20 protein-coding genes are annotated in these 21,916 nt (G+C 73.4%); 8 read left to right on the top strand and 12 right to left on the bottom strand.

All coding sequences use genetic code 11. From position 1 onward, the window contains the following. Positions 1–11 precede the first annotated feature (11 nt). Positions 12–557, bottom strand: coding sequence for a DoxX family membrane protein (locus ACIQOE_RS02720; protein ID WP_351325613.1), 546 nt, complete (start codon positions 555–557; stop codon positions 12–14). 120 nt (positions 558–677) lie between these two features. Here ACIQOE_RS02720 and ACIQOE_RS02715 point away from each other — a divergent pair, with 120 nt between their 5' ends. Both ACIQOE_RS02715 and ACIQOE_RS02710 read left to right on the top strand, forming a co-directional pair. Beyond that, positions 678–1,004 (top strand): nuclear transport factor 2 family protein, encoded by a 327-nt coding sequence (locus tag ACIQOE_RS02715; protein WP_351325615.1) that lies wholly within the window; start codon positions 678–680, stop codon positions 1,002–1,004. 47 nt (positions 1,005–1,051) lie between these two features. After that, positions 1,052–2,038 carry an aldo/keto reductase gene (locus ACIQOE_RS02710; RefSeq protein WP_401409174.1) on the top strand — a complete coding sequence of 329 codons (987 nt, stop codon included), beginning with the start codon at positions 1,052–1,054 and terminating at the stop codon, positions 2,036–2,038. 18 nt (positions 2,039–2,056) lie between these two features. On the opposite strand, the gene ACIQOE_RS02705 is transcribed toward ACIQOE_RS02710, so the two are convergent. Beyond that, positions 2,057–2,824: an ABC transporter ATP-binding protein gene (locus ACIQOE_RS02705; RefSeq protein WP_365561775.1), complete on the bottom strand. Its 768-nt coding sequence runs from the start codon at positions 2,822–2,824 to the stop codon at positions 2,057–2,059. Between the two features lie 87 nt (positions 2,825–2,911). Beyond that, entirely contained in the window at positions 2,912–4,363 is a 1,452-nt protein-coding gene (locus tag ACIQOE_RS02700; protein WP_401409171.1) for an ABC transporter permease, read from the bottom strand. Between the two features lie 173 nt (positions 4,364–4,536). On the opposite strand from ACIQOE_RS02700, the gene ACIQOE_RS02695 reads away from it, so the two are divergent. Beyond that, positions 4,537–5,748: a D-alanyl-D-alanine carboxypeptidase family protein gene (locus ACIQOE_RS02695; RefSeq protein WP_401409168.1), complete on the top strand. Its 1,212-nt coding sequence runs from the start codon at positions 4,537–4,539 to the stop codon at positions 5,746–5,748. Positions 5,749–6,050: 302 nt separating this feature from the next. Here ACIQOE_RS02695 and ACIQOE_RS02690 read toward each other — a convergent pair whose 3' ends face one another. Continuing rightward, positions 6,051–6,809 (bottom strand): SDR family oxidoreductase, encoded by a 759-nt coding sequence (locus tag ACIQOE_RS02690; RefSeq protein WP_401409165.1) that lies wholly within the window; start codon positions 6,807–6,809, stop codon positions 6,051–6,053. A gap of 316 nt (positions 6,810–7,125) precedes the next feature. Beyond that, positions 7,126–8,121 (bottom strand): Gfo/Idh/MocA family oxidoreductase, encoded by a 996-nt coding sequence (locus ACIQOE_RS02685; RefSeq protein ID WP_351325627.1) that lies wholly within the window; start codon positions 8,119–8,121, stop codon positions 7,126–7,128. A 134-nt stretch (positions 8,122–8,255) separates the two neighbouring features. On the opposite strand from ACIQOE_RS02685, the gene ACIQOE_RS02680 reads away from it, so the two are divergent. The 4 genes from ACIQOE_RS02680 (at position 8,256) to ACIQOE_RS02665 (ending at position 12,610) form a co-directional block, all read left to right on the top strand. Next, positions 8,256–9,563 (top strand): multidrug effflux MFS transporter, encoded by a 1,308-nt coding sequence (locus ACIQOE_RS02680; RefSeq protein ID WP_365569724.1) that lies wholly within the window; start codon positions 8,256–8,258, stop codon positions 9,561–9,563. Then, positions 9,503–10,702, top strand: coding sequence for a serine hydrolase domain-containing protein (locus ACIQOE_RS02675; protein ID WP_351325631.1), 1,200 nt, complete (start codon positions 9,503–9,505; stop codon positions 10,700–10,702). Before ACIQOE_RS02680 ends, ACIQOE_RS02675 begins: the two co-directional genes overlap by 61 nt. Before the next feature lie 66 nt (positions 10,703–10,768). Beyond that, positions 10,769–11,776: a small ribosomal subunit Rsm22 family protein gene (locus ACIQOE_RS02670; RefSeq protein WP_351325633.1), complete on the top strand. Its 1,008-nt coding sequence runs from the start codon at positions 10,769–10,771 to the stop codon at positions 11,774–11,776. A gap of 93 nt (positions 11,777–11,869) precedes the next feature. Next, positions 11,870–12,610 carry a bifunctional DNA primase/polymerase gene (locus tag ACIQOE_RS02665; protein ID WP_362639526.1) on the top strand — a complete coding sequence of 247 codons (741 nt, stop codon included), beginning with the start codon at positions 11,870–11,872 and terminating at the stop codon, positions 12,608–12,610. A gap of 46 nt (positions 12,611–12,656) precedes the next feature. Here ACIQOE_RS02665 and ACIQOE_RS02660 read toward each other — a convergent pair whose 3' ends face one another. From ACIQOE_RS02660 to ACIQOE_RS02630, 7 genes are all read right to left on the bottom strand, one after another. After that, positions 12,657–13,667 carry a hypothetical protein gene (locus tag ACIQOE_RS02660; protein WP_401409159.1) on the bottom strand — a complete coding sequence of 337 codons (1,011 nt, stop codon included), beginning with the start codon at positions 13,665–13,667 and terminating at the stop codon, positions 12,657–12,659. After that, complete coding sequence (gene efeU / locus ACIQOE_RS02655) at positions 13,606–14,499, bottom strand: iron uptake transporter permease EfeU (protein WP_351325638.1); 894 nt, start codon at positions 14,497–14,499, stop codon at positions 13,606–13,608. The genes ACIQOE_RS02660 and efeU overlap by 62 nt, the downstream gene beginning before the upstream one ends. 3 nt (positions 14,500–14,502) lie before the next feature. Beyond that, positions 14,503–15,765: an iron uptake transporter deferrochelatase/peroxidase subunit gene (gene efeB / locus ACIQOE_RS02650; protein WP_365561795.1), complete on the bottom strand. Its 1,263-nt coding sequence runs from the start codon at positions 15,763–15,765 to the stop codon at positions 14,503–14,505. Positions 15,766–15,775: 10 nt separating this feature from the next. Continuing rightward, entirely contained in the window at positions 15,776–16,912 is a 1,137-nt protein-coding gene (efeO, locus tag ACIQOE_RS02645; RefSeq protein WP_362169791.1) for an iron uptake system protein EfeO, read from the bottom strand. Positions 16,913–17,073: 161 nt separating this feature from the next. Beyond that, positions 17,074–17,895: a heme ABC transporter ATP-binding protein gene (locus ACIQOE_RS02640; RefSeq protein ID WP_351325644.1), complete on the bottom strand. Its 822-nt coding sequence runs from the start codon at positions 17,893–17,895 to the stop codon at positions 17,074–17,076. A 379-nt stretch (positions 17,896–18,274) separates the two neighbouring features. Beyond that, positions 18,275–19,333, bottom strand: coding sequence for an iron ABC transporter permease (locus tag ACIQOE_RS02635; RefSeq protein WP_365561802.1), 1,059 nt, complete (start codon positions 19,331–19,333; stop codon positions 18,275–18,277). Continuing rightward, positions 19,330–20,334 (bottom strand): hemin ABC transporter substrate-binding protein, encoded by a 1,005-nt coding sequence (locus tag ACIQOE_RS02630; RefSeq protein WP_401409153.1) that lies wholly within the window; start codon positions 20,332–20,334, stop codon positions 19,330–19,332. Before ACIQOE_RS02630 ends, ACIQOE_RS02635 begins: the two co-directional genes overlap by 4 nt. A gap of 123 nt (positions 20,335–20,457) precedes the next feature. On the opposite strand from ACIQOE_RS02630, the gene ACIQOE_RS02625 reads away from it, so the two are divergent. Then, complete coding sequence (locus ACIQOE_RS02625; RefSeq protein ID WP_401409150.1) at positions 20,458–21,894, top strand: HtaA domain-containing protein; 1,437 nt, start codon at positions 20,458–20,460, stop codon at positions 21,892–21,894. Positions 21,895–21,916: the final 22 nt, after the last annotated feature.

Raw genomic sequence — 21,916 nt, 5'->3', positions numbered from 1 at the left:
AGCCGGGGACATCACTCCTCGAACAGCGCTTCCTGCTCGCCCTCCCGCTTGCGCCGCACCCGCTGGGCGCGGGCCCCGACCACCGCCGCCGTGACCGCGGCCGTCACCCCGAGCGCCAGCGGGACCATCCAGCCCCGGTCGAGGACGTGGTACGACGCGTGGTCCAGGGAGAGCCGGCCCGGACCCGAGACCGCGAGGCCGGCGGCGGTCAGGCCGAGGCTCGCCGCGTACTCGTAGCCGCCCTCCGCCGCGAAGAACCCGTTCGGCGCGTGCAGCGCCGCCGCGCCCGCCATCGCGCCGGCCGCCGCCGCCCCCGCCGCCGGGGTGGCCAGGCCCAGCGCCAGCAGGGTGCCGCCGCCCGCCTCCGCCAGCCCGGCCGCCAGCGCGCTCTGCCTGCCGGGCGCGTAGCCGACCGACTCCATGAACTGTCCGGTGCCCTCGACACCACCCCCGCCGAACCAGCCGAACAGCTTCTGCGCGCCGTGCGCCGCCAGCACTCCGCCGGTCCCCAGCCGGAGCAGCAGCAGCCCCACGTCACGTCGGTCACAGCAGGTCACGGTGGCTCCTCGGGCAGCGGGCCGGTCGGGGTCTCCACCGTCGCACCGGGCCACCGGGGCGGCCCGCCCTCGCCGCCGTTCGGGTGGCGGGTCCCCGGCCGCGGTGTGACGCTGGCACGCATGACGATCAAGACAGCCAAGCTCAGCGACCCGGCCGTCCGGGCCTTCGTCACCGCCGTCAACGCCAGTGACCGCGACCGCCTGGTGGGGCTGCTCACCCCGGACGCGACCATGGCGGACGACGGCTCCGACCGGAACCTCGACGAGTGGCTGGACCAGGAGATCTTCTCCTCCCACGGCCATCTCGACGTCGACAACGAGTCCAACGGCGGCCGTTCCCTGCTCGCCCACTACCGCAACGACACCTGGGGCGAGATGGTGACCCGCTGGGAGTTCACGGTCGAGGACGACGGCCGCATCTCCCGCTTCGAGACCGGGCAGGCCTGACAGCGCCCTTGCCCTCGGGTGCACTTCAACTCCTAACGTCCCGGGGCATGGACAGCTACCGCACCACCAGGACCCTGGGACGTTCCGGCATCGAGGTCAGCGCGCTCGGCTTCGGCTGCTGGGCCATCGGGGGCGAATGGCAGGACGCGAGCGGGCAGCCGCTCGGCTGGGGCCGGGTCGACGACGAGGAGTCCGTACGCGCGGTGCACCGCGCCCTCGACCTCGGCGTCACCTTCTTCGACACCGCCGACACCTACGGCGCCGGGCACAGCGAGCGGGTCCTCGGCCGCGCCCTGGCCAAGCGCCGGGACGAGGCCGTCGTCGCCACCAAGTGGGGCAACGTCTTCGACGAGCACACCCGCACGCTCACCGGCACCGACGACTCTCCCGGCTACGTCCGCCGCGCCCTCACCGCGTCGCTGCGCCGCCTCGGCACCGACCACGTCGACCTCTACCAGCTGCACCTGTCCGACGCCGACCCGGCCCGTGCCGCCGAACTGCGCGATGTGTGCGAGGAGTTGGTGACGGAGGGACTGATCAGGTCGTACGGCTGGAGCACCGACGACCCGGCCCGTGCCGCCGTCTTCGCCGAGGGCCGGCACTGCACGGCCGTGCAGCACGCCCTGAACGTGCTCCAGGACGCGCCCGAACTCCTCGGCACGGCGGACGCCTTGGGGCTCGCCGCCGTCAACCGCAGCCCGCTGGCCATGGGGTTGCTCGGCGGACGGCGGGCGGCGGCCGGTGCGGGGGACATCCGGAGCAGGCCGCCGGCCTGGCTGGCCGGGTTCGGGGACGGATCCGGCGCCGATCCCGGCTGGGTCGGCCGGATCGACGCGCTGCGGGCCGTCCTCACCAGCGGCGGCCGCACCCTCGCGCAGGGCGCGCTCGGCTGGATCTGGGCCCGTGGTCCGCACACCGTGCCCATCCCCGGCTTCCGGTCCGTCGCGCAGGCCGAGGAGAACGCCGGGGCGATGGCGAAGGGGCCGCTCACCGCCGGGCAGCTGGCCGAGATCGACCGGCTGCTCGGGCGCTGAACGGCCCCCGCGGGCGGGTCAGCCGCCCTGGCCGCCGCCGTACCCGTGCCGCGCGTACGGCGGCCGGCCGTGATCGCCGGCCGCGGCCGGTTCGGCGTACCGCGGGTGGGGTGCCTGCTCGGTGAGGGTGATCCGGCCGGCCTCGATGGTGGCCAGGCGCGGGGCGCGGCGGGCGATGGAGGAGTCGTGGGTGACCATGACGAAGGTCAGCCGGTACTCGTGCCACAGGCCCTCCAGCAGGCCCATGATGTCGTCCCGGGTGCCCTCGTCGAGGTTGCCGGTGGGTTCGTCGGCGAGCAGCACCTTCGGCTTCTTCACCAGCGCGCGGGCGATCGCGACGCGCTGCTGCTGGCCGCCGGAGAGTTCGGCGGGCGCGTGGGTCAGGCGCTCGCCCAGGCCCACCGAGCGCAGCGCCTCGGCGGCCCGCTCGCGCCGCTCGGCCGGCTTCGTGCCGAGCGGCACCAGGGCCGTCTCCACGTTCTCCTGCGCGGTGAGCGTCGGGATCAGGTTGAACGACTGGAAGATGATGCCGATCTTCTCGGCCCGCAGCCGGGTCAGCTTCGCCTCGCCGACGCGCGCGAGGTCGACGCCGTCCAGTTCGACCCCGCCCTCGGTCGGCCGGTCCAGGCCGCCGATCATCTGGAGCAGGGTGGACTTGCCGCCGCCGGTCGGGCCCTGGATGACGAGCTGGTCGCCGTCCTCGATGGTCAGGTCGACGCCGCGCAGCGCCTCGACCGTCTCCTTGCCCCGGGTGTAGCGCTTGGTGACTCCGGTGAGTCGGTACATGGGTTCTCCACTGGGTGGTGAGCGGGGGTGGGGCGCCGCGTCCCGGGGGGATCGGAAGCGGCGCCCCGGTCCGAGGGGCGGGCGGTGCTACGAGACGCTGCGCAGGGCGTCAGCCGGGCGCATCCGGGAGGCGCGCCAGCCGCCCATCGCGCCGGCGATCAGGCCGCCGGTGACCGCGAGGCCGACCGCGAGCGCGATGGTGGTGAGGGAGACCGGCGCGCTCAGCGCGATCTCCATGGTGTTCCGGGACGCCTGCTGTCCGGGTCCGCCGCCGCCCGGTCCGCCGCCCATGCCGCCGGCGCCGCCCGTGCTGCCCAGCTGGGCGGTCAGCTTCGGGCTGATCGCGGTGACCGCCCAGGCCGCGCCGACGCCGAGCGCGATGCCGAGGGCGCCGCCGATCAGGCCGTTGACCATGGACTCGCCGACGACCTGCCGGGTGACGTTCCGGGACGGCCAGCCCAGCGCCTTCAGGGTGCCGAACTCACGGACCCGGCGGGAGACCGCGGAGGAGGTGAGCAGCGCCGCCACCAGGAAGGCGGCCGCCAGGACGGCGACGGACAGCCAGGTGCCGACGCTGGTCGCCAGGTCGGAGGCGGTGGAGAGGGAACCGGAGACGGTGGACGCCAGGTCGGCGGAGGTGGTGACCGTCGTACCGGGGACGTCGGCCGTGATCGCCTTCTTCACGGCGGAGATCCGCTGGGAGTCGGTGGCCTTCACGTACACCGTGGTGACCTGGTTCTTCGCGTCGCCGAGGGTCTGCGCCACCTTCAGCGGGACGAAGACGTCGGTGTCGGACGCGCCGCTGTCCGGGGTGGCGACGCCGATGACGGTGACCTTGGTGCCGGAGACCTTGAAGGTCGAACCGACCTTGTACTTCTTCTCCTTGGCGTACGACGCGCTGACCACCGCGGCCTTGGCACCGGTCTGCGCCGAGGTGAAGGTCCGGCCCGAGGTGATCTTCATGGCGGACAGCGGTCCGAGGCTCTGGTGGGCCACGTCGACGCCGACGACCGAGTAGCTGTTGACGTCGAAGTTCGCGCCGCCGCCCTGGACCTGCGGCCGGCCCGTGCTGCCGGTGCCGCCGCCCGGACCGCCGGTGCTGCCGCCGCCGGAGCTCTTCGCCGTGCCCTGGGTGAAGGAGCCGTCGACCTTGGTGACGTTCAGGGAGAGGGCTCCGACCGCGCTCGCGACGCCTTTCTCCGCGGCGATCTCGGTGACGAGCGCCGACTTCAGGGTCTGGCCTCCCTGCGTCGTCACCCGGTCCGAGCTCTGCGTGGAACTGCCGCCGGACTTGGCGTCGAACGAGAAGTCCGGGCGGCCCGAACCGCCCGCGGCGGGTGCCGTACGGGCCTTGGTGACCGTCATGTCGGTACCGAGGCCGTACAGCGACTTGAGGACCTTGTCCTGCGCCTGCGCCATGCCGGCCGACACGGAGTCGACCGTGATGACCAGAGCGATTCCGAGCGCCAGACCCAGTGCGATGACCAGGGCCGCCTTCTTCCTGCGGCCCAGCTCGCGCTTGAGATAGATGCCAAACATCCCGTTCCTCGAAGGTTCTTGGCGCCCGCCGTGGGCGCCGGCCCAAGCTAGGGAGAAACCTTTGAGTCACACTGGGTAAAAGATGTGCCAGAGCTGAGAAAGCCCGAAGTCTTATCGAACTTTCATAAGACAGCAAATTCCTCCCGTGCCACGGGGGCTCACCCCGGAATCCCATGTTCGATTCGGTGTACCGTCCCGGGGTGCGCGATTCCTCCCGGCTGACCAGGCGTGCCGTCTTCGGACTCACGGCCGCCGCCCTTCCCCTCTCCACGGCGACACCCGCCTCGGCGACCACCGTGATCGGCGGTGAGCGCCTCGCCCGCGGCGGCGTCCAGGTGCGCGGTGCCACCGGCCTCCCCAAGAAGATCACCGCCCATGCCTGGCTGCTCGCCGACTGTGCGAGCGGGGAGGTGCTGGCCTCCTGCGACGCGCACCGGCGCCTGGCGCCCGCCTCCACCCTGAAGATGCTGTTCGCGGACACCGTGCTGAAGAAGTTCGACCGGACCGACCGCTACCGGGTCAAGGACAGCGACGTCTCCGACGTCCCGGCGGGCTCCAGCCTCGTCGGCATCAAGCCCGGCATCACCTACACCGTCGAGCAGTTGTGGCAGGGCGTCTTCCTGCGCTCGGGCAACGACGCCGTGCACGTCCTCGCCCACATGAACGGCGGCATCGCGAAGACCGTCGCCGAGATGCAGGCCAGGGCCGCCGACCTGCAGGCCCTGGACACCCATGTGGTCAGCCCGGACGGCTTCGACCACCCCGGCCAGCTGTCCTCCGCCTACGACCTGACCCTCTTCGCCCGGCACGGGCTGAAGGACGCCGACTTCCGGGGCTACTGCGGGACCAGGACCGCGGACTTCCCGGCGGGCGGCAAGAAGACCTTCCAGATCCAGAACACCGACCGCCTGCTCACCGGCTCCTGGGGACTCGGCGTCTACCAGGGCCTGTTCGGCGTCAAGAACGGCTACACGAGCCACGCGGGCAACACCTTCACCGGCGGCGCCACCCGCGGCGGCCGCACCCTGCTGGTCACCGTGATGCACCCCGACAGCGGCAGCAACGCGGTGTACGAGGAGACCGCGGCGCTGCTCGACTGGGGCTTCGGGAAGGGGAGTTCGGCGCAGCCGGTGGGCACGCTGGTCGACCCGCTGAGCGAGGGCGGCGCGGGTGCGAGTCCGTCGCCCTCCGCGGCTAAGGGTGCCGCGGGCGCGTCGGGGACGGGAGCGGCGGCCGGTGCGGGGTCGTCGGGATCCTCGCCGTGGGCGTTCGCCGGCGCCGGCGCGGGGGCGCTCGCGCTGCTGGGCGGAGGGGCCTGGGCGGTGCGCCGGCGGCGCCGGGCGGCCGCGGCCGGTTCCGGTTCCGGTGACGCGCCCGTGAGTTGACCCGCTCGTGAGGTGACATGCCCGTGAGCTGACCCGCCCGTGAGGTGGCACGCCACGAGGTGACGTCATGCGGCAGCCGTCCCGCCCACCGGTGCGTACCCGCGGTCCCGCACGGGTCCACCCCCACCCGGTCCGGCAGGACGGCTGCCGCCTCCCCCCTCGATGTGGTTCGGCGGAACACCAGAGCTTCAACTGTGAAGTTCTGGTGGAGGAAAGTTGAGCATAGGCGTGTTCCCGGCCGCAATACCGCGGACGTCTGAATTCCGGTTGTGCGGATCGCCGGGCCCCGGCCGGACGGTGGGTCAGCCCCGGCCCACGTACGGCATCGTCGTCGCCAGCACCGTCGCGAACTGCACGTTCGCCTCCAGCGGCAGCTCGGCCATGTGCCGTACGGTGCGCGCCACATCGGCCACGTCCATCACGGGCTCCGGGGCGACCTCCCCGTTCGCCTGCAGGACGCCCGCCTGCATCGCGGCCGTCATGTCGGTGGCCGCGTTGCCGATGTCGATCTGCCCGACCGCGATCCCGTACGGACGCCCGTCCAGGGACAGCGACTTGGTCAGCCCCGTGAGCGCGTGCTTGGTCGCGGTGTAGGCGACGGAACGCGGGCGGGGCGTGTGCGCCGAGATCGAGCCGTTGTTGATGATCCGGCCGCCCCGCGGCTCCTGCTCCTTCATCTGCCGGAACGCCGCCTGCGCGCACAGGAACGCCCCGTTGAGGTTGGTGTCCACGACGTGCCGCCACGCGTCGTAGGCGAGGTCCTCCACGGGCACCCCGCCGGGCCCGAACGTCCCCGCGTTGTTGAACAGCAGGTCCACCCGCCCGAACCGGGCCACGGCGGCCGCGAACAGCCCGGCCACGTCGTCCGGCCGCGTCACGTCGGCGGGTACGACGAGACCGGCGCCCTCCGGGGCCAGCGCGGCCGTCTCCTCCAGCGTCCGGGAACGCCGGCCGGCCAGCGCCACGGACCAGCCGGCCCGCAGCAGCTCCACCGCCACGGCCCGGCCGATACCGGAACCGGCGCCGGTCACCACCGCGATCTTCGATTGCTTGGCATTCATGGGGTCGCAGCGTAGGCGCTCCGCTGGGGGAGGGTGGGGAGGGTTGTGCGGGGCGTTTACGGGGGGCGTTTTCGGGGGCGTGAGGTTGAGGGGTGGGTGCGGGGCCGTGGGGGTTGAGCGCGCAGTTCCCCGCGCCCCTGTCGGGGGTGGCTGAGCGTGCGGTTCTTCGCGCCGCCGTCGGGGGGTGAGCGCGCAGTTCCCCGCGCCCCTGTTGGGGGTGGTTGAGCGTGCGGTTTTTCGCGCCGCCGTCGGGGGTTGAGCGCGCAGTTCCCCGCGCCCCTGTGGGGGGTGGTTGAGCGTGCGGATTCCCGTGCCCCTAGCGGGGGGTGTAGTGGACGCCGGTCTGGGCTCGGAGGGTGTCCAGGGTGCGCATGACGGACAGGGTGTTGGCGAGGGGGACGAGGGGGGACTCCTTCTCGCCCGCGCGCAGGGCCCGCATGACCTCCCTCGCCTCGTGGCGGAAGGTGTTGCGCGGGCCGTCCGCCGGGTCCAGGGCGAACTCCTCGGGGTCGCGGCCGTCGCGGTGCAGCACGAAGCGCTCGGGGTTGAAGAAGCCGTCCGGGACGTCGATCCGGCCCCGGGAACCGGTGACCGAGGCGGTGGTGCCGGTGCCGCCGACGATGGAGCAGTGCACCATCGCGAGAGCGCCGCTCTCCCACGAGAGCAGCGCACCCGTCTGGAGATCGACGCCCTCGTCCGAGAGCACCGCTCGCGCCGACATCCCGTCCGGCTCGCCGAGGAGCAGGTGCGCGAACGACACCGGGTACACCCCGAGGTCGAGCAGCGCGCCGCCGCCCAGCGCCGGGTCCCGCAGCCGGTGCGCCGGCGGGAACGGTCCCTCCAGGCCGAAGTCCGCCTGCACGGTCCGCACCTCGCCGATCGCCCCGTCCTCGACCAGCGCCTTCAGCCGCCGCACCAGCGGGTTGCAGTACATCCACATCGCCTCCATCAGGAAGCGGTCGTGCTCCTTCGCCAGCGCCACCAGTTCCCCGGCCTCGCGGAGGTCGATCGTGAACGCCTTCTCGCACAGCACGTTCCGGCCGGCCTCCAGGCACAGCCCGGCCGCCGCCCGGTGCGCCGAGTGCGGCGTGGCGACGTACACGACATCGATGTCCTCGTCCCGGGCCAGCGACTCCCAGTCGCCGTAGGCCCGGCCGATCCCGAACCGCTCCGCGAACGCCTCCGCGGACCGCGCCGACCGCGAGGCGACCGCCGCGATCTCCGCGTCCGGCAGGTCCACCAGATCCGCCGCGAACGCGGCCGCGATCCCGCCGGTGGCCAGGATCCCCCACCGCACACTCTGCTCAGCCATCCCGGCAGCCCCACCCTCGCTCATGTGTTTCCCGGCAGTCCGTACGAGCTGAGAGCATAGGCGGCGCACATCGGGGTTCATCAAGAGCGGATCCGCAGGGCGAGACCGCCGGCGAGCGGAGGAGCGGGGGAGACATGCGTCCGACACCAGAGCGTCCGGCACCGTCGGCGCCGAAGGCGCGGGACGCCGCCGCACCTCCCGGCCCCGCCGCCCGCCGGGGCGCCCTCCTGCTGGTGCTGGTCCTCGGCGCGCTCACCGCCACGCCTCCGCTGGCCATGGACATGTACCTCCCGTCCCTGCCGGAGGTCACCCGTTCCCTGCACGCGCCCGCCGCCACCGTCCAGCTCACCCTCACCGCCTGCCTCGCCGGCATGGCCCTCGGCCAGCTCGTCGTCGGCCCGATGAGCGACCGCTGGGGCCGCCGCCGCCCGCTGCTGGCCGGCCTCGCCGTCTACGTCGTGGCCACCGCCCTGTGCGCCCTCGCACCGAACGTCGAGACGCTGGTCGCCTTCCGCCTCGCCCAGGGCCTCGCGGGCGCCGCCGGCATCGTCATCGCCCGCGCCGTCGTACGCGACCTCTACGACGGCGTGGCCATGGCCCGCTTCTTCTCCACCCTTATGCTGGTCTCCGGGGTGGCCCCGGTCGTCGCCCCGCTGATCGGCGGACAGATCCTGCGGGTGACGGACTGGCGGGGCGTGTTCGTCGTCCTGACGGCCGTCGGCGCGGTGCTCGCCGTCGTGGTCTGGACGAGACTCCCGGAGACGCTGCCCGCCGCCGACCGGCACGCCGGGGGAGCGGCCGCCGCCGTACGCGCCATGCGGACCCTGCTCGCCGACCTGCCCTTCACCGGCTACATGCTCGCGGGCGGCTTCGCCTTCGCCGCGCTCTTCGCCTACATATCGGCCTCGCCGTTCGTCGTCCAGGAGATCTACGGCGCCTCCCCGCAGACGTTCTCCCTCCTCTTCGGGCTCAACTCGGTCGGACTGGTGATCGCCGGGCAGATCAACGGCAAGGTGCTGGTCGGCCGGGTCAGCCTGGACAAGGTCCTCGGCGCGGGGCTGGCCGTGACCGTGCTCGCCGCCACCGCCCTGCTCCTCATGTCCACCGGGGCCTTCGGACCGGTCGGTCTCGCCCCGGTCGCCACCGCCCTGTTCGTGCTGATGTCCGCGATGGGCTTCACCCTTCCCAACGCCCAGTCCCTCGCCCTGCTGCGCACCCGGCACACCGCAGGAACCGCGTCCGCCCTGCTCGGGACCTCCTCGTTCCTGGTGGGCGCGGTCGCCTCGCCGCTCGTCGGGATCGCCGGGGAGAGAACCGCCGTGCCCATGGCGGTCGTCCAACTGGCGGGGGCACTGGTGGCGCTGGCCTGCTTCGTGGGAATGTGCCGTCCCTGGACTTCACGTGGGAACACACGTGCGGGGTTGGAGGGAGCAGAGAGCTGAGCGTACCGAGACTGCGCGTCGAGACACCGGAACGGGCCGGGCTCGACCCCGCGGAACTCAGGCACCTCGTGCGCGAAGTGCACGCCCTCACCGAGGGGGACCGGCCCTGGGCGGCCGGAGCCGTGGTCGTCGCCGGACGCGGTCCCGTGATCGCCGTCCAGCAGGCGGCCGGCTGGGCGGTGCGCTGGTCCGCGTACGACCCCGAGGCCGGCGCCGGTGTCGAACTGCCGCGCGCCGCACGGGTCCCGATGACCGTCGACACCCCCTTCGACCTGGCCTCCCTCACCAAACTCTTCACCGCGGTCGCCGCCGTGCAGCAACTCGAACGCGGCACCCTCGGCATCGACGCCCGGGTCGGCGCCTACCTCCCGGACTTCCGGGCGGCCGCCGTCCACGGCATCACCGTCCGCCAGCTCCTCACCCACACCTCCGGCCTGCGCCCCGAACTCCCGCTGTACGACTGCGCCGACCACGAGGCCCGGCTGGACCTGCTGCGTGCCGAGGCCCCGAGCAGCGCCCCCGGCGCCTACCGCTACTCGGACCTCAACATGCTCCTCCTCCAGGCCGTCCTGGAGCGGATCACCGGCCGCACCCTGGACGTCCTGGTCCGCGAGGGCATCACCCGGCCGCTCGGGATGACCGCCACCGACTTCGGGCCCTGCCCCGGCGCGGTGGCCACCGAGGACCAGCGGCGGCCGTGGGCCAAGGCGGACCGCGGGATGCTGCGCGGTGTCGTGCACGACGAGAACGCCTGGGCGCTGGGCGGGGTGGCCGGACACGCGGGCCTGTTCTCCACCGCCCGGGACCTGGCCGTCTTCTGCCGGGCCCTGCTGGCCGGCGGCGCCTACGGCCCGGCGCGCGTCCTCGGCCCGGACTTCGTGGACCTGCTGCTGGACCCGCCCGGTCTGGGATTCCTCCTGGACCAGCGGTGGTTCATGGGCGAACTGGCGGGCCGGGGCGCGGCCGGGCACACCGGGTTCACGGGGACGAGCCTGGTGCTGGACCGGGCGACGGACACCTTCCTGGTCCTGCTCGCCAACACCGTGCACCCCCGCCGCCGGCCCGGCGACAGCGCCCCGCGCGCGGCCGCGGCGACCCGGCTGGCGCGGGCGGTGTTCCTCAGCCCGTCGGGAGGATGAGGCCGGTACGGGCGCGGGTCCGGACGGGATGCCGGGGCGCGGTCCCGGCGACCCTACAATCGGCGGGTGAACCACCCTGTATCCCCGGCCGACCGGCTCCGCGCCACGCTCGCCGGACTCCTCGACGGCCTTCCTCCCAAGCAGGCCGCCGGAGCCGTCGAGCGGCTGATCGCCACCTACCGCGGGGCCACCCCGACCGACGCGCCGATCCTGCGGGACCGGGCGGACGTGGTGGCCTACGCGGCCTACCGGATGCCGGCCACCTTCCAGGCGGTACGGGCCGCGCTCGCGGCGTTCGCCGACGCGGTGCCGCAGGGCTGGGCGCCGGGGAGCCACGTGGACGTCGGCGGCGGTACCGGCGCGGCGACCTGGGCGGTGAGCGACACGTGGGCCGGGGTGCGGCCGGTGACGGTCCTCGACTGGGCCGAACCGGCGCTGGACCTCGGCCGCGAGATCGCCGCGGCCGGCCCCGAGCTGCGGGAGGCGCAGTGGCGCCGCGCCCGGATCGGAGCGGCGCTCACCATCGAGAGCACTGATCTCGTCACGGTGTCGTACGTCCTCAACGAACTCGACGAGGCCGCCCGCGGCGCGCTCGTCGACGCCGCCGCCACCGCCGCCGGGTCCGTCGTCATCGTCGAGGCCGGCACCCCGGCGGGCTACGCCCGGATCATCGAGGCCCGCGAGCGCCTGGTCGCCGCCGGTTTCCGGATCGCGGCGCCCTGCCCGCACAGTGCCGCCTGCCCGATCGTGCCCGGCACCGACTGGTGCCACTTCTCGGTCCGGGTCAGCCGCTCCTCCCTGCACCGCCAGGTCAAGGGCGGTTCGCTGGCATACGAGGACGAGAAGTTCAGCTACGTGGCCGCCACCCGCCTGCCCGCCGTTCCGGCGCCGGCCCGGGTGGTCAGGCGCCCGCAGATCCGCAAGGGCCAGGTCCTGCTCGACCTGTGCGAGACCGACGGGCGACTGGCCCGGACGACGGTCACCAAACGCCACGGCGACCTCTACAAGGCGGCCCGGGACGCGGACTGGGGCGACGCGTGGCCACCGCCCGGTTCGCCCGGTTCGAGGGTGTAACTCCCGCTGTCCCTTGTCGCTCGCGTACCCCCCTTCACGCCCAGATGGGACGATAAGGCATGCTGGCCGCACCACAGCGAGGCGAGGCGATACATGAGCGGGACGTTCGGCGGCCGTGGTCGCCGCCAGGGCAGACTCTCCCAGTGGCTGCTGGGGCGGCGGCCCGGGGAAGCCGCCACCGACGACGACGGCCGCGTGGCCCTGCTGCTCGCCGCCGCCGGAGCGGGCCTCCCGATGGCCCCCGCCGCGCACCCGGCCCCCGGCTACGGCTGCTCCTGCGACCGTGTCGGCTGCCCCACCCCGGCCCGGCACCCGGTGTCGTTCGCGTGGCAGACGCAGTCCACCACCGACCGTGCGCAGATCGAGCGCTGGGCCCGGCACCAGCCGCAGGCCAACTTCATCACCGCGACCGGGATGACGCACGACGTCCTCGACGTCCCCCTGGAGGCCGGCCGGCAGGCGCTGGAGCGGCTGCTCGCGAACGGTGTCGAGGTCGGCCCGGTCGCCGAGAGCGACGACGGCCGCATGCTGTTCTTCACCCTCACCCGCGGCACCCCCGAGGACGAGGACGAGTGGTGGCCCTGCGAGCTGGACTGCCGTCCCGAGACGATGGACGAGCATCCGGGCCTGCGCTGGCACTGCCGGGGGTCCTACGTCCTCGTGCCGCCCGCCCGGCTGCCCGGCGACGACGGCCGGCGGGTGCGCTGGGTGCGCGGCCCCGAGCATCCGCTGCCCGACCCGCTGACCCTCCTGGAGAGCCTCACCGACGCCTGCGCCCGGCACGCCGGCGAGGAGTCCGACCCGGCGGAGGCCGCCTGGCCGGTCCGCCGCTAGGACGGCCGCCGGATCGGTCGTGCCCCCGGGACCGGGAGCGCGTGGTTCAGGAGCCCTCGGCGGACGTCAGGCCCTGGATGCGGCCCAGGACCGAGACCTTCCCGGAGCCCGCCGGGTCCAGCGCGACCTGGTTGGAGACGAACTGCATCGTCAGCGACTGCTTGATCTCGCCCTTGGTGAGGGCCCGCACGTCCTGGTTCTGCGCCGGCAGGGACGTGCCCGCGGCGGCCGTCTCCTTGGCGTAGTAGCGCGTCGTGAAGAACACCAGCGCGCCGCCGTCGGCGGTGCGCAGGGCGAGCGGCGCGTAGTCGCCCGCGGTCAGCGGCTCGTCGATGTACTGGGTCGCCAGGCCCGGCTTGGTCGACTTCTTGCGGTCGGTGCGCCAGCCGCTGGTGTGCGGCCCGTCCGCGAAGACCGCGCCGCCGCTCTTGAGATAGGTGGCGTAGTCCTGGCCCAGGCCGGCCGGGGAGACGGCCAGCCGGTCGCTGTTGGCCGGCACGGCCTGTGCCCAGCCGTCCTTGTCGGTCCTGAACTTCGGGACGGCGTCCGGAGCGACCAGCGTCAGGTAGGCCGCCTGGAACGGCTCGGAGAGGCTGTCGCGGGTGAAGACCAGCAGCCAGCGGTCGTCACCGCCCTTGTTGCCGTGCGCGTCGGCGAAGAACCAGCGCGGCCAGCCCGCCTTCTTGGGAATGGTGTACGTGACGTCGTCGAACTCCAGCGCCGAATGGCCGGAGTTGCCGTCCGGGCTGTTGACGTGCCCGGCCTTCAGGCGCGCGGAGTCGATGTCGGCGAGCGCACCGGTCGTGAAGTCGGCGTCCAGGGAACCGTCGTAGGCCGCGTCGGCCTTGTTGTAGGCGGCCGTGAACTGCTTCAGCGCCTCGGCGGCCTCGGCGCGGGTGGTGGTGGGCAGCACCTCGCGCTCCCCGTGCACCACCACGCATCCGCTCGCCGTCAGCGTCACGGCGGTCAGCGAGACCGCCAGCAGCGCGTTCCGATCACGCCTGCGGAGCCTGCGGTGCCGAAGCGGGCCGCGCTCCCTGGTCGTCCGGTGCGTCATCAGGTGCCTTCACCTTCCCCTTCCCGGAGCCGAACCCTACCGGGGCGAAGAAGAGGACGAGCGTCGGGATCAGGTACAGCAGCCACACCGTGACCTGGAGCACGGTCGGGTCGGGCTGGAAGTTGAACACGCCCTTGAGGAGGGTGCCGTACCAGCTGTCCGGCGGGATGGTGCCGCTGATGTCGAAGGCCTGATCGGTCAGGCCCGGGATCCAGTTCGCCTCCTGGAGGTCGTGGAAGCCGTACGCCAGCACACCGGCGGCGACCACGACCAGCATGGCGCCGGTCCAGGTGAAGAACTTGGCGAGGTTGATGCGCAGGGCGCCGCGGTAGAACAGCCAGCCCAGCAGGACCGCGGTGGCGAGGCCGAGGGCGACGCCGATCAGCGGGCGCGGGGTGCCGTCGCTGGCCGCGTGCACCGACGCCCACACGAACAGTGCGGTCTCCAGACCCTCCCGGCCCACGGCGAGGAACGCGGTGGCGACCAGCGCGCCGGTGCCCATCGCGAGGGCCGCGTCCAGCTTGCCGTGCAGTTCCTTCTTGAGGTGCCGGGCGGTGCGCCGCATCCAGAACACCATCCACGTCACCAGGCCGACCGCGACGATCGACAGGGACCCGCCGAGCGCCTCCTGCGCCTCGAACGTCAGCTCCTGGGAGCCGAATTCGAGGGCGCAGCCGAAGCCCATGGCGATCAGCACCGCGACCGCGATACCGGTCCAGATCGGCCGCAGGGCGTCCCTGCGGCCGGTCTTGACCAGGTAGGCGATGAGGATGCAGACGACGAGCGAGGCCTCGAGGCCTTCGCGCAGCCCGATCAGGTAGTTGGAGAACACGGCTCACGCCCCCTTGGAGGAATCGGCGGACTCCGAGAACAGCGCCCGGCCCCACCAGTCGTCCTTGTCCCGGACGCCGGGCGGGACGGCGAAGACCGCCGAACCCACGTGCTGGATGTACTCGTTGAGCGCGTCGGACGCCGACAGGCGGCGCTGCAGCGGGATGAAGCCCTTGCGCACGTCACGCTGGTAGGCCAGGAAGAACAGGCCCGCGTCGAGCCGGCCGAGCCCGTCGGTGCCGTCGGTGAACGAGTAGCCCCGGCGCAGGATGGTGATCCCGTCGTTGGAGTCGGGGTGCGCGAGCCGCACGTGCGCGTCCGGCTTCATCGCCTTGAGGAACGGCGCGTCGTGCTCCTTGGCCTTGCCGACCGGGGCGCCCTCGCCCTTGTCCCGGCCGAAGACGTCCTCCTGCTCCTGGAGCGAGGTCCGGTCCCAGGTCTCGATGTTCATCCGGATGCGCCGGGCGACGAGGTAGGAGCCGCCGGTCATCCACGCCGGTCCTTCGCCGTCGCCGACCCACACGAACTTCTTCAGCCGGTCGGTCTCGGTGCCCGCGATGTTGCGGGTGCCGTCCTTGAACCCCATCAGGTTGCGCGGGGTCTGGGCGTCCGGCGTGGTCGATGACGTCTTGCCGAAGCCCAGCTGGGACCAGCGGATGGCGACCTTGCCGAAGCCGATCCTGGCCAGGTTGCGGATGGCGTGCACGGCGACCTGCGGGTCGTCGGCGCAGGCCTGGACGCACAGGTCGCCGCCGGTGCGGGCGGCGTCGAAGTTGTCGCCCGGGAACTGCGGCAGGTCGACGAGGGCGGCCGGACGGCTGTCCTTCAGCCCGAACCTCTCGAAGAAGGACGGCCCGAAGCCGATCGTCAGCGTCAGCCGGTTCGGCTTCAGGCCGAGCGCCTCACCCGTGTCGTCCGGCGGCGCCTCGGCGAGCCCGCCGTAGGCGCCGTCGCCGATCGCCCGGCCGGCGGTCAGCCGCCGGGCCGCGGCCGTCCAGTCCTTCAGCAACTGGACGAACTCGTCCCGGTCCTCGGTCTTCACGTCGAACGCGGCGAAGTGCAGCCGGTCCTGGACGGCGGTGGCGATGCCGGCCTGGTGGGCGCCGTGGAACTCGACGGCCCCGCCGGCGTCCGCGCCGGCCGGGGCCATGTCGTCACCGGCCTCGGCCATCGCCACCGCGCCCCCGGCCACGGCGGCACCGAGCGCGAGCCCGGCACCGCCCCAGCCGATGAGCGCGCGGCGCGACGGATTGGCTTTGTCGGCCATGACCTGCCCCTTACTTGACGACGGTCGCGGCGAGCTTGGACAGCGGCTCGGCGAGCGCGTTGACCGCGTCCGACAGCTCCTTCTGCTGCGCCTTGGTGACCTTGTCGTACGACACGAAGCCGTCCGAGGTGGACGTCGTGCGGTACTTGTCGAGCAGCGTGTTCAGCGCGGCGAACTGCTTGTCCAGCTCGGTGGTCAGGGCGGCGTCGTTCTTCTGCGCGACCGGCTTCAGCAGCTCGTACGCCTTCTGCGCGCCGTCGACGTTGCCCTTGAAGTCGCTGAGGTCGGTGTGGGAGTAGCGGTCCTCCTCACCGGTGACCTTGCCGGTGGCGACCTCGTCGAGCAGTTCCTTGGCGCCGTTGGCCATGGAGGTCGGGGTGATCACGGCCTTGCCGACCCGCTTCTGCCAGTCCTTCAGGTCGGTGAGCAGCTCGTCGGCCAGCGCCTTCTGCTCGGGGCCGATCTTCTTGTCCTGCCACAGCGCCTTCTCCAGCGCGTGCCAGCCGGTCCACTTCTGGCCCTTCTCCAGGTCGTTGACGCGGGTGTCCGTCTTGGGGTCGATGTCGCCGAAGGACTCGGCGATCGGCTCGGTGCTCTCCCAGCCGACGCGGGACGGGGCGTAGGCGTTCTTGGCGGCGGTCAGGTCGCCGGCCTTGATGGCGTTGACGAACGTCTCCACCTTCGGGATCGTCGCGTCGGCCTCGCCCTGGGCCCACTCGCGGTAGTCGGCGACGGCCTTGTCGAGCGTCGGGTTGCGCTTGGCGACCGTGCCGGAGCCGGTGACGGTCAGCTTCTGCCGGACGCCGTGGCCCTTCATGCCGGGCCGGCAGGCTATCTCGTACGAGCCCGCCTTCACCTCGGCGGTCAGCGTGTACTTGGTGCCCGGGCCGATGTTCTCCTTCTCCGAGACGATCCGGTCGTCCGGGAAGAGGATCTCGACCTCGGTGGCCTTGGAGCCCTTGTTCTCGATGGCGAGCGTGACGCGCCCGGCCGGGACGGACTTGAGGGAGGTGTCGCACTTCGCGTCGGCGGCGGTCACCTGGATCGCGTCGTCGCCCTTGGCGTCGCTCTTCGCCGTGCAGGCCGAGAGGGCGGTCAGAGCGGCCGCGGTGGCGGCGGCGGTGACGGTGAGTCGGACGGCACGCATGCAGGCTCCAAGCAGGGAGGTGTGGTGAGGCTGACCTAAGTTACATGAGGCTTACCTCACTAGTACCCATCCGGGCCCGGATTGGCCAGACACGGATAGATCACAGATACGGCTTGATATCGGCGGCGGAAAACCACCGCCAAGGGCGGGTCAAGGAGGGGTCAAGAAAGTCGTTTCGGTCCTACGACGACCGCGCCCGTCCGCGGATGCGGGAACACCTCGACCGGGTGGCCGTACACCTCGGAGAGCAGCCCGTCCTCGAAGACCTCGGCGGGCGGGCCGTCGGCGGCGACCCGGCCGGCGCGCAGGATCACCACGCGGTGCGCGTAGGCGGCGGCGAGGGCGAGGTCGTGCAGGACGACCACCACCGCCTCGCCGTGGCGGGCCCGTTCCCGGCAGAGCCGCAGCACCAGTTCCTGGTGTTTGAGGTCGAGCGCGGCGGTGGGTTCGTCGAGCAGCAGGAGCGGAGCCCGCTGGGCGAGCACGCGGGCGAGCGCGACCCGTGCCCGTTCGCCGCCGCTCAGTGCGGAGAACGGCCGCGCGGCGAAGTCCGTCACCTCGGTGGCCGCCATCGCCTCGGCGACCGCGCGGCCGTCCTCCAGGGGAGTGGCGGTGACGTGCGGGGCCCGCCCCATCCGGACCACGTCCGCCACGGTGAACGGGAACGACAGTGCGGCCGCCTGGGGCAGCACGGCCCGGCGGAGCGCCAGTTCGGCCGCCGTCCACTCGGCGACGGGCCGCCCGAAGACCCGCACGGCCCCCTCGGCGGCCGGCACGTCGGCCGCCAGCGCGGCCAGCAGCGTCGACTTCCCGGCCCCGTTGGGCCCGACCAGCGCGACCACCTCACCGGCACGGGCGACCAGGTCGACTCCGGCGAGCACGGCACGCGCCCCGAACCGCACGTGCAGCCCCTCAGCCTCGACGAGCACATCACCGACCGAGGCCGCCCCCGGCGACACAGGCGACGAACGCAACAACCTCATCAACAACCCCCTCCTACCAAGAAGTCCCGACGCCCCCCAGGAGCGCGGCGAACCGCGCGACAAGCCACGAAGCCGCCGCACCCGCCCACGCGCCGGACCCGGCGCCCTTCAGGGGCGCGGGGAACTGCGCGACAGGCCACGACGGAGCCGCACCCGTCCACGCGCCGGACCCGGCGCCCCCCAGGGGCGCGGGGAACTGCGCGACGAGCCACGACGGCGCCGCACCCGTCCACGCGCCGGGCCCGGCGCCCTTCAGGGGCGCGGGGAACTGCGCGACAAGCCACGACGGCGTCGCACCCGTCCACGCACCCGGACGCGCACCCGTCCACGCACCCGGACGCGCACCCGTCCACGCACCCCGCGCAGTCGCCCGGCCGGCTCATGCCCACCCTCCCTGCCGCCGCCGCGTCCTGCGCAGGAGCCAGAAGAAGAACGGGCTCCCGAGCAGCGCCGTCAGGACACCCAGCGGCAGCTCCGCGGGCGCGGCCACCGTCCGGGCCGCGAGATCGGCGGCGAGCAGCACCACCGCTCCCAGCAGCGCACTGCCGGGAAGGAGGAACCGGTGCCCCGGCCCCGCCGCCATCCGCAGCAGATGCGGCACGACCAGGCCGACGAAGCCGATGATCCCGGACACGCTCACCGCCGCCGCCGTGAGCAGGGCGATGACGAGGATCAGGGTCACGCGCAGGCGCTCGACGTCCACGCCCAGGTGGCGGGCCGGCCGTTCGCCCAGGGCGAGGAGGTCCAGGCGCCGGGCGTAGCAGGGGGCGAGGGCGAGACCGAGGACCGCGCACGGCAGGACCGCCAGCACCTTCGGCCAGGTCGCCTGGGAGAGCGAGCCCAGCTGCCAGAAGGTGATCTGGCTGACCGCCGCCGTGTCCGCGAAGAACAGGCACAGTCCGATCAGCGCCCCCGCGAACGCGTTCAGCGCGATCCCGGTGAGGATCAGCGTGACCACTTCCGTGCGCCCGCCGGAGCGGGACATGACGTACACCAGCCCCGCCGCGGCCAGCCCCGCCGCGAACGCGCAGGCCGGTACCGTCCAGTTGCCGAGGAAGCCGGCCCCGGAGGCGATCGCGGCCACCGCGCCGACCGCCGCCCCCGAGGAGACCCCGATGACGCCCGGCTCGGCGAGCGGGTTGCCGAACACGCCCTGCATCAGCGCGCCCGCGCACCCCAGCGACGCGCCGACGAGCAGCGCCAGCACGATCCGCGGGAAACGCACGTTCCACAGCACGGACTCGGGGACCCGGTCCAGTGCCGTACCGCCGAGACCGGCCCGGTGCAGGACCGACCCGAGGACGTCACCGGTCGGTATCGGGTACGCGCCGAGGCCCGCCGCCACGGGGACCAGCACGAGCAGCGCCACCACCAGCCCCGCCGTGAGGAGTCCCGCCGCCGGCCGCCGCTCGCGCAACCGCGCCGCCAGGGCCGTCACTTCGCGTCCTTCCCGTACAGCTGCGCCACCACCGACCTGAGCACCTGGTCGGTGCGCGGACCGTAGTTGAGCAGCACGCCGTCCTCGATCGAGACGACCCGCCGGTCCATCCCGGCCGGCGTCTGCGCGACCCCCGGGATCTTCACCAGGCCGTCGACGCCGCCGACGGACCTGAGTCCCGCGGTCATGACGAGGATCGCGTCCGGCGCGGCCTCGGCGAGCGCCTCGGTGGTGATGGCGGTGAAGTCCTTGTCCAGTCCGGACGAGGCTCCCGCGTCCACCGCTCCGGCCGCCTCCAGCAGTGACGTGGCGCCCGAGCCCTTCCCGCCGATCAGGTAGACGGACGCGGAGCCGCGCAGATAGAGGAAGGCGACCCGCGGCTTCCGGCTCTCGTGCGGAACGTCCTCGCGCGCGGCGGCGATCCGGGTCTGCGACCGCCGGGCCAGCTCGGTGCCCGCCGACGGCACGCCGAGCGCGCCGGCCACCGCCCGGATGCGCGGGCCGACGTCGTCCAGGCCCTGGGCGGGGCGTACGACGAGGACCGGGACGCCGGCCTCGCGGATCTGGTCCATCGCCTCGTCCGGTCCGGTGGTGGTCTCGGCGAGCACCAGGTCCGGCTTGAGCGAGAGCACGCTCTCGGCGGAGACGTCGTGGTTGCGGGTGACCACCGGGAGCTTCGCCGCCTGCCGGAAGGTCGCGGTGATGTCCCGGGCGACCACCCGGTCCCCGAGCCCGAGCGTGAAGACGATCTCGCTCAGGCTCCCGGACAGCGGCACGATCCGCCGGGCCTGGCGGACCGTCACCTTCCTGCCGTCGGCGGAGGCGACGGTCACCGGGAGTTTCGGTGCCGGGGTGCCGGCCAGCGGCTCGACCCGGTCGGCGGTGGCCGCCACCGGTGCCGTCGCCGTGGTCTTCGCCGGCCCTCCGCAGGCCGTCGCGGTGAGCGTCAGGGCGAGCGCGGAGACCAGTGCTCCCGCCAGTCGAGTGCGCAAGCGTCGCACGGTCCCGTCCGTTCCTCTCGGATCGATACCGGTCACCGCCGCGGTGACCGGGTGTGCAGCTTAGGTTAGCCTTACCTTCGTTCGCTACCGGCCGTCGTGTCCGTCGTCCCCGGAGGACCCTCCATGCCCGCGCGCCTCAGAGCCCTGGCCACCGTGCTGTGCACAGCCCTGTCCACATCGGCCCTGGCAGCCGCGGCCCTGCTGCTCCCGGCGACCCCCGCGCACGCCGAGAGCCGAACCGTGCAGGGCGGCCGGCTCGACTGGGGCGTCAAGTCGTCGTTCCAGAGCTACGTCACCGGGCCGATCGCCAAGGGGAGTTACTCCCTGACCGGCGGCGCCGGAACCGTGGGCAGCAGCCAGTTCCGCTTCCCGTCGGCGACCGGGAGCTACGACGGCGACACCGGAGCGTTCACCGCGTCCTTCGCCGGCGGAGTCCACTTCGTCGGCCACCGGGAGAGCGACGGCAGCTACCAGCTGGACCTCGCCCTCAGCCGTCCCACGGTCCGCGTCTCCGGCTCGTCCGGCACGCTCTACCTGGACGTCGTCAGCAAGGCGAAGGGCACCGGGGCGGTCACGACGTCCTCACAGGTGCCCTTCGCCTCCCTCGCCCTCGGCGGCATCAGCATGAAGGGCGGCGGCACCGCGGTCGTGCTCCGCAACGTGCCCGCCACCCTCACCGCGCAGGGCGCCGCCTCCTTCGCCGGGTACTACACCGCCGGCACCGCACTGGACCCGGTGAGCCTGGCGGCGGACGTCGAGCCGGCGGCCGCTGCGACGCGTACGCCCACGCCCGCCGAGCCGTCCGCCACGTCCCCGGCGAAGAAGCCCGCTCCGAAGGGCGACGCCATCGAGGACGGCGCCGTCGACTGGGGCGTGCGCCGCACCTTCCGGGAGTACGTCACCGGTGACATCGCCCGCGGCGCCTGGACGCTGACCGGCGGCGCCGAGGACGGCGGCGCCCTCTTCCGCTTCCCGTCCGGCGAAGGGACCTACCGCAAGGGGCACTTGGCGGCGCACTTCGCGGGCGCCGTCCGCTTCACCGGTGACCACGGCCTCGACCTCGGGCTGAGCGCGGTCAGGGCCGTCGTCGACGACGGCCGGGGAACGCTCTACGCCGACGTCGACAGCGACGCCTTCAGCGCCGACAAGGTCCCGCTGGTCACCTTCGCGGCCGACGGCCTCACCACCCGCGACGGCCTCGCCGAGATCTCCGAGGCCCCCGCGCGGCTCACCGCGCAGGGCGCCAGGGCCTTCGGCGGGATGTACCGGGCCGGTACCGCCATGGACCCGGTCTCCCTCGCCGTCGCCCTCACCACCGACGCCACGCTTCCCGCCCTGCCCGACCTGGGCAGCGCGGCCGACGAGACGGAGACCCCGTCACCGAGCCCCGCCTCGGCCCAGCCGGTGGCGAGCGACACCGCCGCCGGTGACGGCACCCCCGTCCTGCCCATCGTCCTCACCACGGGTGCCGTGCTGGCCGCCGCCGCGCTCTTCGCGGTCGCCGTCCGCCGACGCCGCACCCGCCCGTCCGCCGGGCCCGCCCCCGCCGACGAGGACTGACCCCCCGCCGGGCCGCCGGGAC

The organism is Streptomyces sp. NPDC091282, from assembly GCF_044757385.1.
Classification (GTDB): Bacteria; Actinomycetota; Actinomycetes; order Streptomycetales; family Streptomycetaceae; genus Streptomyces; species Streptomyces gramineus.
Note: the sequence above shows the minus strand (reverse complement) of the source record. Positions and strands in the feature narration are given on the sequence as shown.